Source organism: Sorangium sp. So ce887, from assembly GCF_051521455.1.
Lineage (GTDB): Bacteria > Myxococcota_A > Polyangia > Polyangiales > Polyangiaceae > Sorangium.
The window spans coordinates 5,882,426-5,900,017 of the sequence record NZ_CP150354.1; the positions used below are offsets into that span (position 1 = coordinate 5,882,426).

5 protein-coding genes are annotated in these 17,592 nt (G+C 69.0%); 1 reads left to right on the plus strand and 4 read right to left on the minus strand.

The features are described from left to right. Positions 1-235: 235 nt before the first annotated feature. Positions 236-808 carry a hypothetical protein gene (locus WMF36_RS21930; protein ID WP_437581579.1) on the plus strand — a complete coding sequence of 191 codons (573 nt, stop codon included), beginning with the start codon at positions 236-238 and terminating at the stop codon, positions 806-808. A 274-nt stretch (positions 809-1,082) separates the two neighbouring features. Here the strand turns inward: WMF36_RS21930 and WMF36_RS21935 are convergent, their stop codons facing one another. From WMF36_RS21935 to WMF36_RS21950, 4 genes are all read right to left on the minus strand, one after another. Next, the gene (locus WMF36_RS21935) at positions 1,083-1,904 is read right to left on the minus strand and encodes a hypothetical protein (protein WP_437581580.1); all 822 of its coding nucleotides are present in this window, start codon (positions 1,902-1,904) and stop codon (positions 1,083-1,085) included. A 222-nt stretch (positions 1,905-2,126) separates the two neighbouring features. After that, positions 2,127-3,758 carry a DUF1552 domain-containing protein gene (locus WMF36_RS21940; protein ID WP_437581581.1) on the minus strand — a complete coding sequence of 544 codons (1,632 nt, stop codon included), beginning with the start codon at positions 3,756-3,758 and terminating at the stop codon, positions 2,127-2,129. Positions 3,759-3,777: 19 nt separating this feature from the next. Continuing rightward, entirely contained in the window at positions 3,778-5,490 is a 1,713-nt protein-coding gene (locus WMF36_RS21945) for a DUF1592 domain-containing protein (protein ID WP_437581582.1), read from the minus strand. A gap of 727 nt (positions 5,491-6,217) precedes the next feature. Beyond that, a complete protein-coding gene (locus WMF36_RS21950) occupies positions 6,218-17,392 on the minus strand; it encodes an amino acid adenylation domain-containing protein (RefSeq protein WP_437581584.1) in 11,175 nt (3,724 codons plus the stop codon). Between the last annotated feature and the right edge of the window lie 200 nt (positions 17,393-17,592).

Genomic DNA, 17,592 nt, shown 5'->3' on the forward strand with positions numbered 1-17,592 from the left:
GGCCGCCACGTACCGCTTGATTTTTCGAACGCATTTGCTCATCCTACCCGCCCAAGAGGACGTTCCTCGCCTAGCGCAGCTCTTGCCTACGGGCGACGTGATCAGAAAAGTTCGACTTCACCAATCCCATTCACCGATCGCACGTCGCCTCTGCAATCCGAAGCTCGAAGCCTCTTGCTTTGATCCAACGGGAACGAGAGCTAAACCTTCTCTCTCACCATCTTCGTCGTGAACCATGAAACTTCGACTCTCAAGCTTCATCGCGGCAGCAATCGTCGCCATCCTGTCACCGCTTCCAGGCTGCACGGAAACCCCTGACGACACCGGCGGTGGAGGCACCGGCGGCGCCGGCGGTTCGGACTCCGGAAGCACGAGCGCCAGTGGGTCTACCTCGAGTGGGGGCGGGGCCGGCGGTTCGGGCGGGGCTGGCTCGACCAGCGCGAGCACCGGTGGCGGCGGCTCGACCGGCAGTGGCAGCGAAATCGAGCCAACGTTCGAGACCGTGAAGTTCGTTGCACAGAGCGCTTGCTTCGGGGCGGGTTGCCATAACGACGATATGAACCCCCTGGACTTGATGATAAACGAAGAGCTGCACACGAGGCTAACCTCGCATATATCCAAGAATTGCGGCCCGCTCGTCAATCTCGACAACCCGCAAGAGAGCGCGATCATCAAGGTCCTACAGGGACCGTGCGGCGCAACTCCGCGGATGCCCCTTGAGTGCGTCAACGAAGGGGATACTGCGTGCATCCCCCCCGACTACATTGAAGCGATCACGCAGTGGATCGCCGACGGCGCGCTGGAGTAGGGCTTGGCGAGTAGCCGCCGACGGGTTGCGGCGCCCCACAGGCGCAGGTTCGCCGACCCGCCCTAGCACTATTGCGAGAAGTTGCCCCGGATCAGCGGAAAAACCGCCGTGGCGCCAAGGTCGTCCAGAGGAGAGGGGACGCACCGTCCCGGCATTCTTCCTTCCTGCTCCCCTGGTCTCTTGGCGCCCTTGGCGTCATGACGGCTCGCTTCTCGGCCCGACTTCCCGCAGTAGTGCTAGTGTCGAGGGATAGCCGCGCGACTCATGGGATGGTCTACTGCGTTACAAGCGCGGCCGCCGGGTATGCGGCTTGATCAGGTCCGGGCGTGTCCACGGTGTTCGTCTCGAAGGCCCAGCTGCCACCCGGCGGAATTTGCACTGTGCCGCTGCCGATCGCCACGCCGAGCGGACGCCCGACGCGATTGACTGAGAAGACCGTGGCGGAGGGCTTGCTCACCGCTACGTCGAGCCCGTTGAGGAGCGTGCCCGTGTACGCCGTGGCGGCGCCACGAGTTACGGCCTTCACTTGGCTGATGGTGAGGCCATCGATGGGAACAACATCGAGGGCAAAGTAAGGGCACCGGTAGACGACGTGCTCCACGTCTTCGATCACGATGTCTGAGGGCAGGTCCGTCACCGCGGCCATGGTCACGTCACCTGGACCCACGCACGCAGCGATGGCGCCCGAGCCATCCGTGAGTCGATAGAAATGCTGAGTAAGCAACCCGTTGATCCCAGCTGCCAGGGACTGCCCGGTCTTGTCGTAGAGCTCAACTGAAACGGCGGCGCTGCAGGCCGGGATATCCCCGTCGTTCCTCAAGGCGGCGTAGAGCTCGAGGTTGGTCGGTCCTTTGCGAAGAGTCAACGCGATCACGTTGAGCACGCCGTTGCCGCCGGGGAGCGCCACAACGGTGAGGTCCTCCGGAACGATGAGCGCGTCGTCACCCATGTCCCCGCCCACCCCGGCGCCGCCGCTCGCTTCGCCGCCGCTGGTCTGAGTCGGCGCACCCCCGCTGCTGAAGCTCTCTTCGCTCGAACAGGCGAGCGGGAGGAGCACAGCAGCAGGGATGAGGAGACGCTTCGCCAGCATGAACATGAGAAGAGATGCCCAGCCTGCCGCTGTCCGCCATCGTCGGGCAGCACGGGGTCGCGAAGTGAGGCACATCATGAAGAGCGTCAATTCGTGACGACGAGCAGACGGCTCAGGGCGCCGGCGCCCGCGGTCACCGGCGGCGCACGAACCCAAAGACCCCTCCGGTAAGAAGGGGTCTTTGGACCCGAGCTCGTCCGAGTGTTCAGGACCTCGCCCAGAGAGCGCTCAGGCCTTCAGCTCTGTGAACCCGCCCGGATTGTTGATCTTGGCGCCGGCGACCTTGCCCTTGCCACCGATGAATTCCTCCGTCTTGTCGGAATAGCCGAAGTGGGTCACTTCCGCGGAGCCACCCTTCGCAGGGAAGCCATCCGCACCCGCCTTCACGCCCATGGCGTTCATGATGTTGCAGAAGTACTTGTTGACCGGCGCGTTGGCAACCTTCGGATCGGTCCCGGTGCCTTGATTGATACCGTTGACCTGGCCGGAACCGTTGGCGCACTGCGACATACTGTTGCCGTTCACCGGGGTCGACGCGGGGTCGACGTTGATGATCTGACCGGTCTTGAAGTAACCGCCGGCGCTACCGGCCTGGATGATCGGAGCGTTGTTGAGGTTGTGCGCGTTGCCGTCCGACATTTCGTTGAACCAGATAGCGGCGCTGTTGTCGAGGACCGTCGTCCCATTCCCCATGGGGATGCTGTCGAGCATCTTGACGAGGTTCGCGAACTTCTGCGCGTAATAGGCGTCAACCTTCAGGAGCATCTCGATCGCGTTGGGCAAGCAGCTGCCTGTCATGCCTGCATTGTCGAGGCGGTGCGAGAGGGAGTGCGACTCCATCGTGATGCCGAGCCCCCTGAAATTGTAATTTCCCGGGTACTTCATGAAAATCACGGGGTTGGCGTTGCAGGCGGCCGCGAGCGCTGCGATGGACGAATAGATATCCGCTCCATCCAGGTCGCCGGAGACCTTGGTCGTGAGGACGTCGGTGCCCAGGCCGCCCGCCGCCGCTTTGGAGGCGTTCGCTGCCGTCGCGCCGAGCATCGCGCCGAGCGCCTCGTTGCACTGCGCGGAAGCCACCACGGTTCCTGTCGAGCTGAGGAGCTCCTTCCAGGCCTCGAGCTTCTGCTTGTCGGCCCTGCTCATGTCGAACCGCTCGAGCGTTTGCAGATCATCCTTGACGAGGTCGAGGATGCTCTTGCCGCGAATCGCCGCGTAGGTGTCCGGATTCATCGGCTCCCCCGTCTGGAAGAGGCCCGTGAGGCCGCTGAAGGCCTGCGACGCGTTGAGGCCCCTGTAGACGGTCTCGGCGGCGGAGTAGGAGATCGCCGACTGAGCGTTGTCATTCTGACCAGCCGTGTTCAAGAGCAACGGAGTGCCTTGCGGGCTGAGCTGCTGGGCCATGACGTGATCCAGCGAAGGACCGACAGGCTTTGCATTGAACTTCGTCGCCTGGTCGAAGCTGAACGGGTCGTTGCTGTTCGGAGTGACCGGCTGGCAGGTGAAGAACGACCCCACGATCTGCGTGTGGGAGTCGTTCCCCTGTCCACGCGTCATGTTGGCGGTCCACTCGTTCATCGTGCGGATGCCGCGCGGCATGAGGAGCTTCTTCGCGTAGGGAGCGAGGGCCGCGAGGCTCGTCGGCGTGAGGTCCGCCGCCGTGAGCTCGCCCTGGGTCTTCGCGGGAAACCAGTTATTCGTGACGCACCCATAGTGCGTGAACATCACGATAAGCGTTTTCCCAGCTGAAGAGGTGTCGGCCTTCGCCGTGCGTTCCCACACGGAGCTGAGGAACGGCGCGGCCAAGGCGGCTCCGCCCAGGCCACGCAGGAAGATTCTTCGGTTCAGTTGCTTGCTCATGTTCGACATTCCTCAGATTTCAGGGCGTTTCACGGACTCGCACGCGGAAGGAGTCCGCCTGAGTGAGATCGGCCAGCAGATTGAGAATGCTGTAGCCGCTCTCAGACAGCTTGGTGTCGAGCATATCTACGACGCATTTATCTTTCCCGTTCGGATCCCGCCCAAAGGCATAGGAGATCCACGCCTGAGCGTAAAGCTGCTTGGCCTTCTGAACCTGAGTGATTTCCTGCATGAACTGCAACGGAGAGGAGATCTCCTTCACGTTACCGTCGCCGAAGTTGACGCTGTTTGTTGTGACGCTTGCGTCGATCGCACCACCACGAGGATCGGTCGTTTGCAGTTTTCCGATGCCGTCGTAGCTCTCCATCACGAATCCCGGCGGATTGATGATCGAGTGGCAGCCCTTGCAGCCAGCAGGCTTCGTCAGCTCTTCGACGTACGCGCGCTGCGTTTCGAAGTCGCCCTGAACGGTCATCATGGTGGCGGCGGGATCGGGCGCACCCGGATTGACGCCGAGCAGGTACGTCGCGATGAACGCGCCTCGCAGGATCGGGCTCGTGGCGTCGAAGCCCGCGTAGGAGCTCAAGAACCCGACGCGAGTCAGGAAGCCCGGCCGCTCGTTGGCGTCCAGCTCCACCTTGGTCAGGTCGGTACCGTACGCCGAAGGATCGAGCCCATAGATCGCCGCGTTGTCCTTGTTGACGAAGGCGATATTGCTGAGGAGGAGGTCCTTGAACGAGCCGCCCCCGAACGCCACCTCTTCGAAGAAGGCGTCGAGCTCAGCCTTCCAGCTGGGCTTGGCGGCCGCGGAGTACAACGGATACGTCTCGGTGTCGTGATCCATCTTCCACCAGTGGGCGCTTCCGTTCTCCATCTGCGCCCAGCTGCGGTGGAACGCTGTCACGAGCGGCCCGGTCTTCTCGCGCACATCAATCATCCGCTGCGCCTGGGCCAGGATCTGCTCTTTGGTCTGGAGCTCGTTATTGTCGGCCGCCGCGCTCAGCGTGTCATCCGGGATGGAGCCCCAGAGCATGTACGAGAGCCTCATCGCCACTTCGTGGCCGGAGAGCTGTATGCCCTCACCCGACGAAGCCGGGGTGGTCGTCAGCTCGGGGAGCATGAGGAACGAGGGCGACACGAGGAAGCCCATCAGCGTTGTCTCGGCAACCTCGTCGGGCGTTCCTGCCGGCGTCGTCTGGCCCAGCTTCTCGAATCGCGTCACCTCCGCGGCGGTCAGCGGGCGACGGAACGCCTTGCGGCCGAAGGTCTGGATGGTCTGCGTCAAGCAACCGCTCTCCGAAGGGTCGCAGCTGATGAACTTGGACTTGTTCGGCCCAGCCATCACGTCTTTGGCGATCTGCGCGGCGACATCTTGATAGATGCGCCACGTGTCAGGGGTCATCGGGCCGTTGGAGTCGGAGACGAGCAGCTCAGACGGCAGCTTGCGGTCGGTCCCCACGGTGGTGACGCCGAGGAGGTCCCGCATCGTGTTGTCGTACTGCCGGTTCAGGAGGCGGGGGATCTGGGTCGTCGCCGGGAGGCCGGGGATGCATCTATCCGGGGGCCCATTGTCCGGCTCGCCCCCCGTGCCGCTGCTGCTGGTACCGCCGCCGGGGGGGTTATCGTCATCCTCGGGACCGTCCGCGATGCTGCCGGTGCAGCCAGCGAAGAAGGGTGTCGAGGCGAGAAAAATTGTCGTACCGATGTACGAGAGGTGTCGTAATAGTCGCATACGCATACGCCTATATTCCCGGTCGATGTCGAGATGATCACGGGAGCGAATCAAAAGCTGTGACGAGCCCGAGGCTCGTCCATCGGCGTGAGCACGGGCGCCTCGCCGATGGTTTCCTTTGAAGGCGTGATTGTGAAACGCCGGCGTACGAACGGCGCGCTGCCGCCCGCTTCGATGTCGAGGGCCGTGCCTCCGCCGAGCGGGGCGGCGGCGCGCACGAGGCCCCCGGCGCTCCGCCACGTAGCGCACGGTAGACTCCGGGTTCGTGATGCCTCGCCCATGGATCACGCGCAGCTCGCCGTGGACGTTCGGCCCGTCACGCCAGCCGCACGCCGACGAGCCACCCTTGCTTTAGAGCTCCATCCGCGAGGTACATCAACCGGAAAGTTCGCTCGCGCGACCCAGCTATGCCGGTAGCGCCACGACGAGCGAAGCGCGGATATCGAGCGGCCCTTTGCCCTCCTCAGGGAGTACCCGACGGTAGCTCGTTCGGCCGCGAAGACCGGCGATTCTGGCGTGAACGCGCTTTCCTCACGAGTCCAGTACATCCAGAAAGGTGCAATTAGGCCATTCTGACGTTCGAATCGTTCGTGGACAACGCGCTGCGCGACCGTGGACAACGCGCTGCGCGACCGCGGACAACGCGCTGCGCGACCCGAGGTGGGCTACTCCACCGATCGACTCGTGAGCGGCCAGGCTGGTCATTGGCGGCGCGGAGAGCAGGCTCTCAGCGCGACGGCGGGCCGCTCTCGGGCCCGCTCTCCGCGCCGAGGGGCCTCGCCCTCGGCCTCCGGAGCGCCCTCCCCTCCAGGGCGTCGACGAGCGCGGGCCTCAGCGCGCCCGCGATGTGCTGCTGGATCGCGCGGGCGACGTGCGCGACGTGGGGCGGCTCCATCATCGTGAAATGATTGCCGGGCACCACCTGCAGGGCGAACGCCGCTCGCGCCAGATCCATCCAGGCGTTGACGGCGGCCGCGTCCTCCGGGCTGACCTGCTCCCGCGCGCGCACGAACAGGACGCTGGCGTCCGTCGGCTTCGGCGCGTAGCTCGCGAGGGCCTGCCACGTGCTCGTGACCTCGGCGCGGAGCCGCGCGTCGTCCGCCATGGCCGCAACGAAGCTGCGGTATCGCTGCGACGCGACGGCTTCGAGCTTCGCCATCTCATGGGCGAGGCCGCTCGCCGGAGAGCGATCGCTCGCGCGCGGGTCGAAGCCCGTGTCCAGCAGCAGCAGCAAAGGCACCTTGCGCCCTCGCGCGAGCAGCTGCTGCGCCATCTCGTACGCGACGACGCCGCCGGCCGAATGCCCCCCGAGGAGGTAAGGCCCCTCGGGTCGGACGCTCAGGAGCTCGTCCACGTACCGCGCCGCGATCGCGGGGATGGACGTGAAGCCGGACGTGAAGCCCGGCTCGCTCGGCTCGACGCCGGTCGGCTGAATCCCGTAGACGGGCAGCTCGCCGCTCAGGCGCTGCACAAGGGGGTGATAGGCGTGGACCGTACCGCCGAGCGGCGGGATCAGGAAGAGCGGCGCGGTGTCCGGCGCCCCCGCCCGCAGCGTGACGAGGAGCTGCCCGGTCGCGCGCCTGTGGGGGAGGACCGCGGCGCTCCCGCTCCGCTGCGTCAGCGCGGCGCTCAGGGGCGCAGGCGAGTCCGGCGGCGGCGCGTCCCGCAGCCGCACGCTCGCCGGCGAGCCCGTGGGCGGGCCCGACGACTCCGGCGGACTGCAGAGCTTCGGCGACAGGGACCGCACCGTGGCTGGGCCCACGGTGCAGGTGGTGTCGAGCTGGTGCGGGACGCGCTCGAACGGGTACGTGGGCAACGGCACGCGCCGCCGGCGCTCGTCCCCGGAGAAAGCGGCCCAGTCGACGTCGACGCCAGCACACCAGAGCCGGCCCACCGCGGCGAGCAACGCTTCGAGGTCGCCGGGGCCCTCGCCCGGGCCTGCCAGGGTGGTCGCGATCGGTCGCTCCGCCCCCGCGCCCGGGTGCCGCGACGCCAGGGTGGCCAGGGAGGAGCCGGGCCCGACCTCGAGGAGGGCGCGATCGGCCGAGGCGAGCAGCGTGGCGATGCGATCGTCGGGGCGAGCCGATCCCGCGAGGAGCCGGGCCCAGAACGATGGATCGTGGACGTCGGTCTCCGTCACCCAGTCGCCAGCGAGGTTTCCGACGAGGGGGATGCTCGGCGCCCTCCTCGCCATCGACGCGGCCAGCTGGGCCATGCGCGCGAGGAGCGGCTCGGCGGCCTCCTCTTCTTCCGCGCGCCCGAGCAGCGCGACAAGCGCGACCGCCTCGTCGAGCGAGAGCACACCGGCGACGCACAGGGCGGCAACCTCGCCCACGCCGTGGCCGAACAGCGCGGCGGGGCGGATCCCCCACGACATCAGGAGCTGCGCCAAGGCGTACTCGGTCGAGAAGAGGGCGGCCGCGCGGAGGCGCGGAGAGCCGATGTCTTCTTCACCGCGGGAGCGCCCCTGCTCCTCGGGGAAGAGCCGGTCGCGGAGGTCGACCGACAGCTCGCGACGGAAGCGGTCGGCGCACCGGTCCATGCTCTCGCGGTAGGCGCGCTCGTGCAGGTAGAGCTCACGCCCCATGCCGACACGCTCCGCGCCCGCGCCGGGGAACATGAAGACGACCTCCGGCGGCCGCCCGCCGGCAACCTGCGTGAAGACGCGGGCCGGGTCGCGCTGATCGAGGCAGGCCGCTCCCGAGGCCGGATCCGCGCACACCACCGCGCGGCGGTGCGCGAAAGGCACCCTGCCCCGCTGCAGGGTGAACGCGACGTCGGGGAGCGAGCCCTCGGGCGCGCGCCGCAGGTGCTCGGCCAGACGATCGGTGCTCTTCTCGAGCGCGGCGCGCGTCCTCGCCGAGACGACGAGCAGCTGGCGGCGCCGCGACGGGCCGGACGGCGCCGGCTCCGGCGCCTCCTCGATCACCGCGTGCGCGTTCGTGCCACCGATGCCGAAGGCGCTCACCGCGGCGCGGCGCGGGGCTCCGCCGCGCTTCCACGCGCACGGCCCGGAGTTGACGAAGAACGGGCTGCTCGCGAGGTCGATCTCGGGGCCGGGGCGGCGGAAATGGAGCGTCGCGGGGATGAGCTCGTGCTCCAGCGACAGCGCCGCCTTGATGAGGCCGGTCACCCCGGCGGCCGCGCGGAGGTGGCCGAGGTTGCTCTTCACCGAGCCGAGCGCGCAGAAGCCGACCTTGTCGGTGGCCCTCCGGAACGCCCGCGACAGCGCGGCCACCTCGATCGAGTCGCCGAGCCGCGTGCCCGCGCCGTGCGCCTCCACGTACGTGATGCTCTCCGGGCTGACGCCCGAAGCGGCGTGGGCCCGGGCGATGGTCTCGAGCTGCCCTTCCAGGCTCGGCGCCATGTAACCCACCTTGAGCGCACCGTCGTTGGTGACGGCGGATCCGCGAATCACGGCGTGAATCGTGTCGCCGTCGTCCAGGGCGTCCTTCAACCGCTTGAGGACGACGAGCCCCACACCGTTGCTGGCCACGATGCCGCTCGCCTCGGCGTCGAAAGGACGGCAATGGCCGTCGGGCGAGGTGACCGAGCCTTCCTCGTGGAGGTAACCGATCCTCCGCGGCGAGAGGACGCCGACCCCTCCGGCGAGGACCATGTCGCTCTCCCTGGTGACGAGGCTCTGGCAGCCGAGGTGCACCGCGACGAGCGACGTCGAGCATGCCGTCATGACGCTCACCGCCGGCCCCCGGAGCCCCAGCTTGTAGGCCACGCGCGTGGTCAGGGAGTCGGTCACGTTCCCGGTATAGATCCGCTGGTGCTCCGAGTTCGGCGCGGCCGGAGGCGGCCCGACGCGCTCGATCCAGTAGCTCGGGGCGTCGCTCCCGGCGAACACGCCGATCGGCTTCGGGTAGGCGAGCGGGTTGTACCCGGCGCTCTCCATGGCCTCCCAGGCGCATTCGAGGAAGACCCGCTGCTGCGGGTCCATGAGCACGGCGTCCTGCGGGCTGTAGCCGAAGAACGCCGCGTCGAAGCACATGACGTCGTCGAGCACGCCGGCCGCCGGGATGAACCTGGGCGACCGGGTGAGCTCCGGGTCCACGCCGAGCGCCTTCAGCTCCTCGGACGAATAAAAGCCGATCCCCTCACCCCCGTCCTCGAGCATCGACCACAGCGCGTCGACGCTGCGCGCCTTCGGGAATCGACCCGCCATTCCGATGATGGCAATCGCGTTCTCGGGGAGCGCCTCCCGCGCCGGCGCCTCGGCCGCGGAGGCCACGGCGCCGGGTCCACGCCTGGAGACCGTGCTCTCGCCCGAGGCAGCCGCCAGAGGGCCCCTCTTCAGGTGGGCAGAGAGGCTGCGGATCGTCGGGTACTGGAACAGGTCCATGATGGGGACGTCCTCGCCGAGCCGCGCCCGGATGCCCGCGCGGACCCGGGCGAGGAGCAGCGAGTGACCGCCGAGCTCGAAGAAAGGATCGTCGAGCCCGACCTCGTCGACGCCGAGCACCTGGCGCCAGATGTCGCTGAGGATCACCTCGATGTTCGAGGCGGGCACCGGCGTCGCCGCCCTCGGCGCGGGCTTTGCGCGGTCGTCGGCCGGGAGGGCCGCCATGTCGACTTTCCCGTTCGCGGTGAGCGGCAGCGCGTCGAGCTTCACGAGGGCGGCCGGAACCATGTAGTCGGGGAGCTTCGCCGCGGCGAACTCGCGCAGGCCTGCGGGCATCGCGCGCGTCTTCTGCCGCCGGAGAGGGCTGTTCGCGAGCGACCGCTCGGGCAAGGTCTCCCCGGGCCGCGCCTGGACCCAGGCGCGCGGTCGCGGCGCGTCCTCGGCGCGCTCGAAGAGCACGTCCATGCAGCCCGGACCCGAGGTCCTCGATCCGGTGATCCGGACCGAGCAGCCGAGGCGCGCGCCGAGCGCCCACAGCGCCTCCGGCTCGATCGCGGCCATCGCTCCTTCGGCGGCCGTCGGGGCGGCGCGGGCCAGCGCGACGCCGTCCCCTTCCCGTAGCCGACGCGCAGCGATCACGTCGGCGTGCACGCGCGCGTTCGGGATCCCCAGGACCTCCAGCCCGAGGGATCCCTCCTCACGCAGCGCTCGCTCCACGCCGGCGAGGCCCTCCGAGGCAGCCCAGGCCAGCGATCGGCCGACGACGACGGGCTCGGGCGCCACGCCGACGTGCAGGACCACGTCATAACGGAAGCGCGTCATCTCGTCGGAGCCCGAACCCCGCTTGAGCCAGACCTCCACGTGCTCCACGCCCGGGACCTGGCCGCGCAGCGCGTGAAAGAGCTCGGGCGCGAGGACGAGCTCCTCCTCACCCGAGGCCGCCCGCTGCACCCGGGCCCGCAGCTCGGCCGAGGTGGCGCCCGCGGGCGCGCGGTGGAGCTGCACCGAGGTGTGAAACGCCTCGAGCAGCGGAAGGCTCCTGATGTCGCCCAGGAACACGACGCCGCCGGGCGCCGCCGTGCGCACGGCGCCCTCGATCACCGAGCGCAGGTAATCGGCGCCGGGGAAGTACTGGATGATCGAGTTCAGGACGATCACATCGAAGCTGCCCGGCTCGACACCGCTGAAGTCGTTCGCCTCCCGGCGTTGCAGCGACACGTGCGAGAGCGTGCCGCGCGCGACCTCGGGGCGGAGGAGCGAGATCGCCTGCTCCGAGAAATCCGTCCCGAGATAGGCGGCGCACTGCGGGGCCAGCTGCAAGAGCAGGAGCCCGGTCCCACAGCCGATCTCCCAGACCCGGCGCGGCTGGAGCGAGAGGATCCGCTCGACGGTGTGGTCCCGCCATGCGCGCATCGCTCCGGCGTCGATGGGCTCGCCGGTGTAGCTGCTGTTCCAGCCGGTGATGTTGAAGGCCGGATCCACCCCGGCGTCGCCCTTCCCGTAGGTGCCGTCGTACAGCGCCTGCCACGCCGAGACGTGCTCCGCTTGCAGGGCCGGGGCCTGCTCCGTGGCGCCGCCGTGCTCGAGGCGAGGGATGACGTAGGCGACAAGCCGCTTGTTGCCCGGCGGTTCTTCCCGCGCCACCACGACGGCCTCTTCCACGTCGGGGTGCTCTCGCAGCACGGCCTCGATCTCGCCGAGCTCGATACGATAGCCACGGATCTTCACCTGGTTGTCGACCCGTCCCAGGAACTCGAGGGTCCCGTCGGCGTGCCACCGGGCGCGATCGCCGGTGCGGTACATGCGTGCGCCCGGCTCGTCCGAGAACCGATCGGGGAGAAACCGCGCTGCGTCGAGCTCGGGCCGGTTCAGGTACCCGCGGGCGACGCCGACGCCTCCGAGGTAGAGCTCGCCGGGGACGCCCACCGGGACGAGCTCCCCGCGCGGATCGAGCAGGTAGACCCGCAGGTTGTCGATGGGGCGGCCGATCGAGGGATCGGCCGTCGCCGTCCCGCCGTTCGGCCGCGCCCGCGGCACGAGGCACGAGGTCGCCACGACGGTCGCCTCGGTCGGACCATAGTTGTTCACGACGTCGAAGGGGAGCGCCGCGCCAGGCCAGACGCGGAGCTTGTCTCCTCCCGTGAGCAGGTACCGGAGCGCGGCGGAAGCAGGCCAGTCGAGGCGCAGGAGCTCCTCCGCCATGGGCGTCGGCAAGAAAGAGACGGTGATCCCTCGCGCGATGAGCCACGCTCGAAGCTCGTCCGGGGAACGGCGGAGCGGCTCCCCGGGGATGAACAGGCACGCTCCCTCGCACAGATACGGCCAGAGCTCCCATACCGACGCGTCGAAGCCGGGGCTCGCGACCAGGGTCGCGCGATCCGCGCAGGAGACGGCGAAGCGCCGCACGTGCCACTCCACCAGGTTCATGAGGCTCCGGTGCTCCACGAGCACGCCCTTCGGTCGGCCGGTCGAGCCCGAGGTGTAGATGGCATAGGCCAGGTTCCGGGGGCCTGCGCACGCCGGAGGGGGCGACCCCTCCAGCGCCGCCATCTCCGGCCAGTCGGCGTCGAGGCGGATCACCGCGCCCGCGAACGGCGGGAGGCGCTCGGAGAGGTGCGCCTGCGTGAGGAGCACCGGCGCCCCGGAGTCCTCGAGGATGAACGCCAGCCGCTCTCTCGCGATCTCGGCGTCCACGGGGAGATACGCCGCGCCCGCCTTGAGGGTCCCGAGGATCCCGACCACCATCTCCAGCGAGCGCTCCGCGCAGATCGCGACCAGGGTCTCGGGCCCGACGCCCAGCTCGCGCAGGCGGCGCGCGAGCTGGTTCGCCCGGCGATCGAGCTCTCCGTACGCGAGCGATCCGCGATCGGACACGACCGCGGCGGCGTGCGGCGCGCGCGCCGCCTGCTCCTCGAACCGATCCAGGACGCGCCGGTCGCGAGAAAAATCGGCGCCCGGTTCGTTCCATTCGACGAGCAGCTGGCGCTGCTCGCGCTCCGGGAGCAGCGGCATCGACGAGACGGAGCGCGCAGGGTCCGATGTCGCCGCGGCGAGGAGCGTGAAGAGGTGATTCATCATCCGCCCCATCGTCGCCCGCTCGAAGAGGTCGGTGCTGTACTCCAGCATCCCGGCGACGCTGTCGGCGCTCTCCCAGGCATAGAGCGATACGTCGAAGATCGTCTTCTTCGTATCCGTGTCGATGGCGCGCGCCTCGACCCCGGTGAGGTGGAGCTCGCGCTCCGCGGGCGGCTGCGGCGCGAACACGATCTGCACGAGCGGGCTGTAGCTGGGGTCACGCTCGGGCTGGAGCTCCTGGACGAGCCGCTCGAACGGGAGCCTGTCGTGCGCGTAGGCGTCCAGGCACACATCCCTCACGCGGCGGAGCAGCTCCTCGAACGACGGCTCGCCGGAGACGTCGATCCGGATGGGGACCACGTTGACGAAGAAGCCGATCGCCGCCTCGAGGTCGGCGTGCTCCCGGCCCGCGCTCGGCAGACCGACAAGGAGGTCGTCGCGTTGCGTGACGCGGTGGAGCAGCGCGGCGAACGCGGCCAGGAGGACCATGTTCACGGTCACGCCTTCTCGCGCGCCGAGGTCCCGGATGGCCCTTCCGACCGTCGGGTCGAGCTGGAACGGGATCGTCGCGCCGCGGAAGGTCTGGACCGGCGGCCGGACGCGATCGCTCGGCAGCTGGAGCAAGGGCGGCACGTCGAGGAGCCTCTGCCTCCAGCCGGCGAGCAGCCCCGACAGGGTCTCCTCCGTCAGCTGCTCGCGCTGCCACGAGGCGAAATCGGCGTACTGGAGCGGCGTGTTCAGCAGCGGAGGGGGAGCCTCCCGACAGAAGGCATCGTAGAGCGCCGCGATCTCGCGGTAGGCCACCTCGAGCGACCAGCCGTCGACGGCGATGTGGTGGATGTGCAGCCAGAGGACGTGATCCCGCGGCCCGAGCCGGAGCAGCCCTGCACGGAAGACGGGGCCGCGCTTCAGGTCGAAGATCCTCTGGGCCTCCGCTTCGATGAGCTGCTGCGCCTGGGCCTCGCGCTCGCCCTCCGAGAGGTGCTGAAGGTCCGCGACGTCGAGCCGGAAGGAGGCGTCCTCGGCGACGATCTGGACGGGCTGGCCGTCGATCTCGGTGTAGACGGTGCGCAGGATCTCGTGGCGGCGGACGAGCTCACGGAGGCTCCTGTCGAGCGCCGGGACGTGGATGTCCCCGGTGAGACGGAAGGGACAGAGGCAGTTGTAGGCCCGGCTCTCCGGCGCGAGCCGGTGGAGGAACCACATGCGCTCCTGCGCGAACGACAGGGGGACTGGCCCCGTCCGGGTGCCTCTCGGAATGGCATGCTCCGCTCGGGGGGCCGCGCGGCCGCCGCCCTGGCTCAGCGCGGCGAGCCCGGCGACGGTCGGATGATCGAAGAGCTCCTGGAATCCGACGTCGATCCCGAAGGCGCCGCGGAGGCGGGAGAACAGCTGGACGGCGTGCAGCGAGCTGCCGCCCAGCTCGAAGAAGCTGTCGTGCACGCCCACGCGCTCCACGCGCAGGAGCTCCTTCCAGAGGCCTGCGAGCGCCTCCTCCAGCTCGGAGCGCGGCGCCACGAAGGCGCGTCCGAGCTCCTGGCGGTCGCCGCCGGGCGCAGGGAGCGCCCTGCGGTCGACCTTGCCGTTCGGCGAGGTGGGGAGCGCCTCGAGCGCCATGAAGGCCGAGGGGACCATGAAGCTTGGCAGTTGGCGCTGCGCGAGGGCGCGCAGCGCGGGGAGGAGCGCCTGCTCGTCGCCGACAGAGGCGCCCTGGACCGCGCGGGGGACGACGTACGCCACGAGCCGCTTGTCGCCCGGCGCGTCCTCGCGCACCACCACCGCGACCTCGCGCACCCCGGGGTGCTGGCACAGCGCCGCCGCGATCTCGCCGAGCTCGATGCGGTGGCCGTGGATCTTCACCTGATCGTCGATGCGGCCGAGGAACTCGATCTCGCCCGAGGCGAGGTAACGCGCGAGATCGCCGGTCTTGTACAGGCGTGAATCCGGGGAGTCGCCGAACGGATCCTGGAGGAAGCGCTCCTGCGTGAGCTCGGGGCGCTTCAGGTAGCCGCGCGCCACGCCGGGGCCGCCGATGTAGATCTCGCCGGCGACGCCGACGGGGACGGGCGCGCGGTTGCGATCGAGGAGGAGCACCCGGACGTCGGGGAATGCGACGCCGATCGAGCTCGACCACGGCCGCTCCAGATCGGGCTTTCCCATCGCGCGGTGGGTGGCGATCACGGTCGTCTCGGTGGGACCATAGACGTGGACGAGCCTGGGGTGCTCGTCCCCGTGGCGGTCCCACCACGGCTCGAGCATCGCCACGTCGGACGCCTCGCCGCCGTAGATCACGAGACGCAGCCGCAGGCGGTCGCGGAGCGCTGGCTCGGCCGCCGCATCGGCGTGGATCAGCTGGCGGAGCGCCGAGGGCGTCTGGCAGACGAGGGTCACCCCTTCATCGCCGAGGAGCCTGTAGAACGCGTCCGGCGTGCGGCTCGTGACGAAGGGGACCACGACCAGCCGTCCGCCGTGGCAGAGCGCGCCGAAGATCTCCAGGACGGAGAAATCGAAGGCATACGAGTGGAACAGCGTCCAGACGTCGCGGTCGCTGTAGCGATACGCGCTGGCGGTGTGGTCGAAGAGGCGAACCACATTGGCGTGGGTGACCATCACCCCCTTGGGCTTCCCGGTCGATCCCGAGGTGTAGATGATGTACGCGAGGTCGTCCGGGCCCTCGTTCGGCGCGGGCCCTACCTTGTCCTCGCGCTGTCGCTCGATCATGGCCCGATCCGCGTCGAGGCACACCACCCTCGCGCTCCCGCTCCGGAGCCGGGAGGCGAAGCGCTCCTCGGTGAGGATCACGGGGACGCCGGCGTCTTCCAGCAGGAAGGCGAGCCGGTCCGCCGGGTAAGAGGGGTCGAGCGGGACATAGGCGCCGCCGGACTTGAGGATGCCGAGCAGCGCCACGATCATCTCGAGCGATCGTTCCAGGCAGACGCCGATCGGGACCTCGGGCCCCGCGCCGCTCTCCCGGAGGAGGTGGGCTATCTGGTTGCTCCTTCGATCCAGCTCGGCATAGGTGAGACGCTGCCCTTCGAACACCACCGCCACCGCGGACGGGCTGCGCCGGGCGTGCGCCTCGACCCGCTCGTGCAGCCGATCGCGCGGCGGATCGAACACCTCGCCGCGGTTCCACGCGAGCAGCGTGCGGCGCTCCTCCTCGGTCAGGATCGGCAGCTCCGAGACGGGCCGCTCCGGATCGCTCGCCGCCCCGCGGAGCAGCACCGCCCAGTGCCCGAGCAGCCGCTCGAGCGTCGCCTGGTCGAAGAGGTCGCGATTGAACTCGACGCGCGCGATCACGCTCGCCTCGGACTCCTCGACGCGGACGGCGAGCTCGAACGCCACCTCGGTCGCCTCGAGCGCCGCCGGCGTCAGCGTGAGCAGGGCGCCTCGCCTCGGCTCCAGCGTGCCCGGCTTGCTGGCGAAGGTGGCCTGGACGAGCGGCGCGCGGCTCGGATCGCGCGGCAGCGAGAGCTGCTCGGCCAGGGAGGAGAACGAGATGTCTCCGTTCTCTTTCCCCTCCTGCATGGAGCGGCGCACTTGACGCAAGAGCGAGCGAAAGCTCGGATCCGCGCCCAGCCTGCCCCGTACGACCACGAGGTTCCCGAATGTCCCGATGAGGCCCTTCGTCTCCTCGTCGTCTCGCCCGGACAGCGCTACGCCGATGAGGACGTCGTCCTGGCCGGTAGTGCGGTGGAGCACGGCATGCATTCCCGCGAGCAAGACCGCGGACAGCGCCACGTCCTCTTCCAGCGCCAGCGCGCGGAGCTCTCGCACGAGCTCCCGATCGAGCGCGCGCTCCGCCGAGCCTGCGGCGAAGGTCCGCGCCGCGGGCCGCGGCCGATCCGTCCGGATCTCCAGCGCTTCCGGCGCCCCCGAGAGCTCGCGACGCCAGTGCGCGAGCTGCCTGTCGAGGAGCTCCGGAGTCCTGCGCTCCCGCTGCCGACGCGCGTAGTCCTGATAGCGCATCGTGGGCGCCTGCCGCTCGACGCCGTGATAGCCGTCGAACAGCTCCGAAAAGAACAGCGCCACGCTCGGCTCGCCATCGGAGACCATCGGATGCATGGAGAGCGCGACGAGGTGGCGCCTCGGATGCACGCGGATGAGGCTCACGCGCCAGAGCGGGCCGCGCTCCGGGTCGAGGGGCAGCGAGGTCTCCCGGCGAGCCATCTCGAGCGCGGAATCCTCCGAGGCGGACCGCCCGTCGGCGGCGAGATCCACCTCGCGGAAGGCGATCTCGGCCTGCGGTGAGACGACCTGCACCGGCTGCCCATCGCGCTCTGCGAAGGACGTCCTCAGGATCGCCTGGCGCGCCGCGAGCCTCTCGATGGCCTGGACCCATCTGGGCACGTCCAGCTCGCCATCCAGCCACACCGCGCCCCGTTCATGCAAGCCGGGCGCGGCGCCTCGGCTCCGGTCGAGCCCCCAGGCGCGTTCTTGCTCCAGAGAGAGCGGCGAATAACACATTTCGTTCATTGCAGATGACCTCCTTGTAGTGGGTAGGGGTCGGTTGCATCGATGCGCGAGAATCCACCGTACGCCGCGTCGAGACGCTCGACACGCGCACACCTGCACGCACACTTTGCTTGCTGTTCTGTCGTACGCTCATCAGGCATCACGGCCGCCTGGTCCACCGGACAAAAAGAGCCGGCGCCAGGCAGAACCCAGGCTCATAC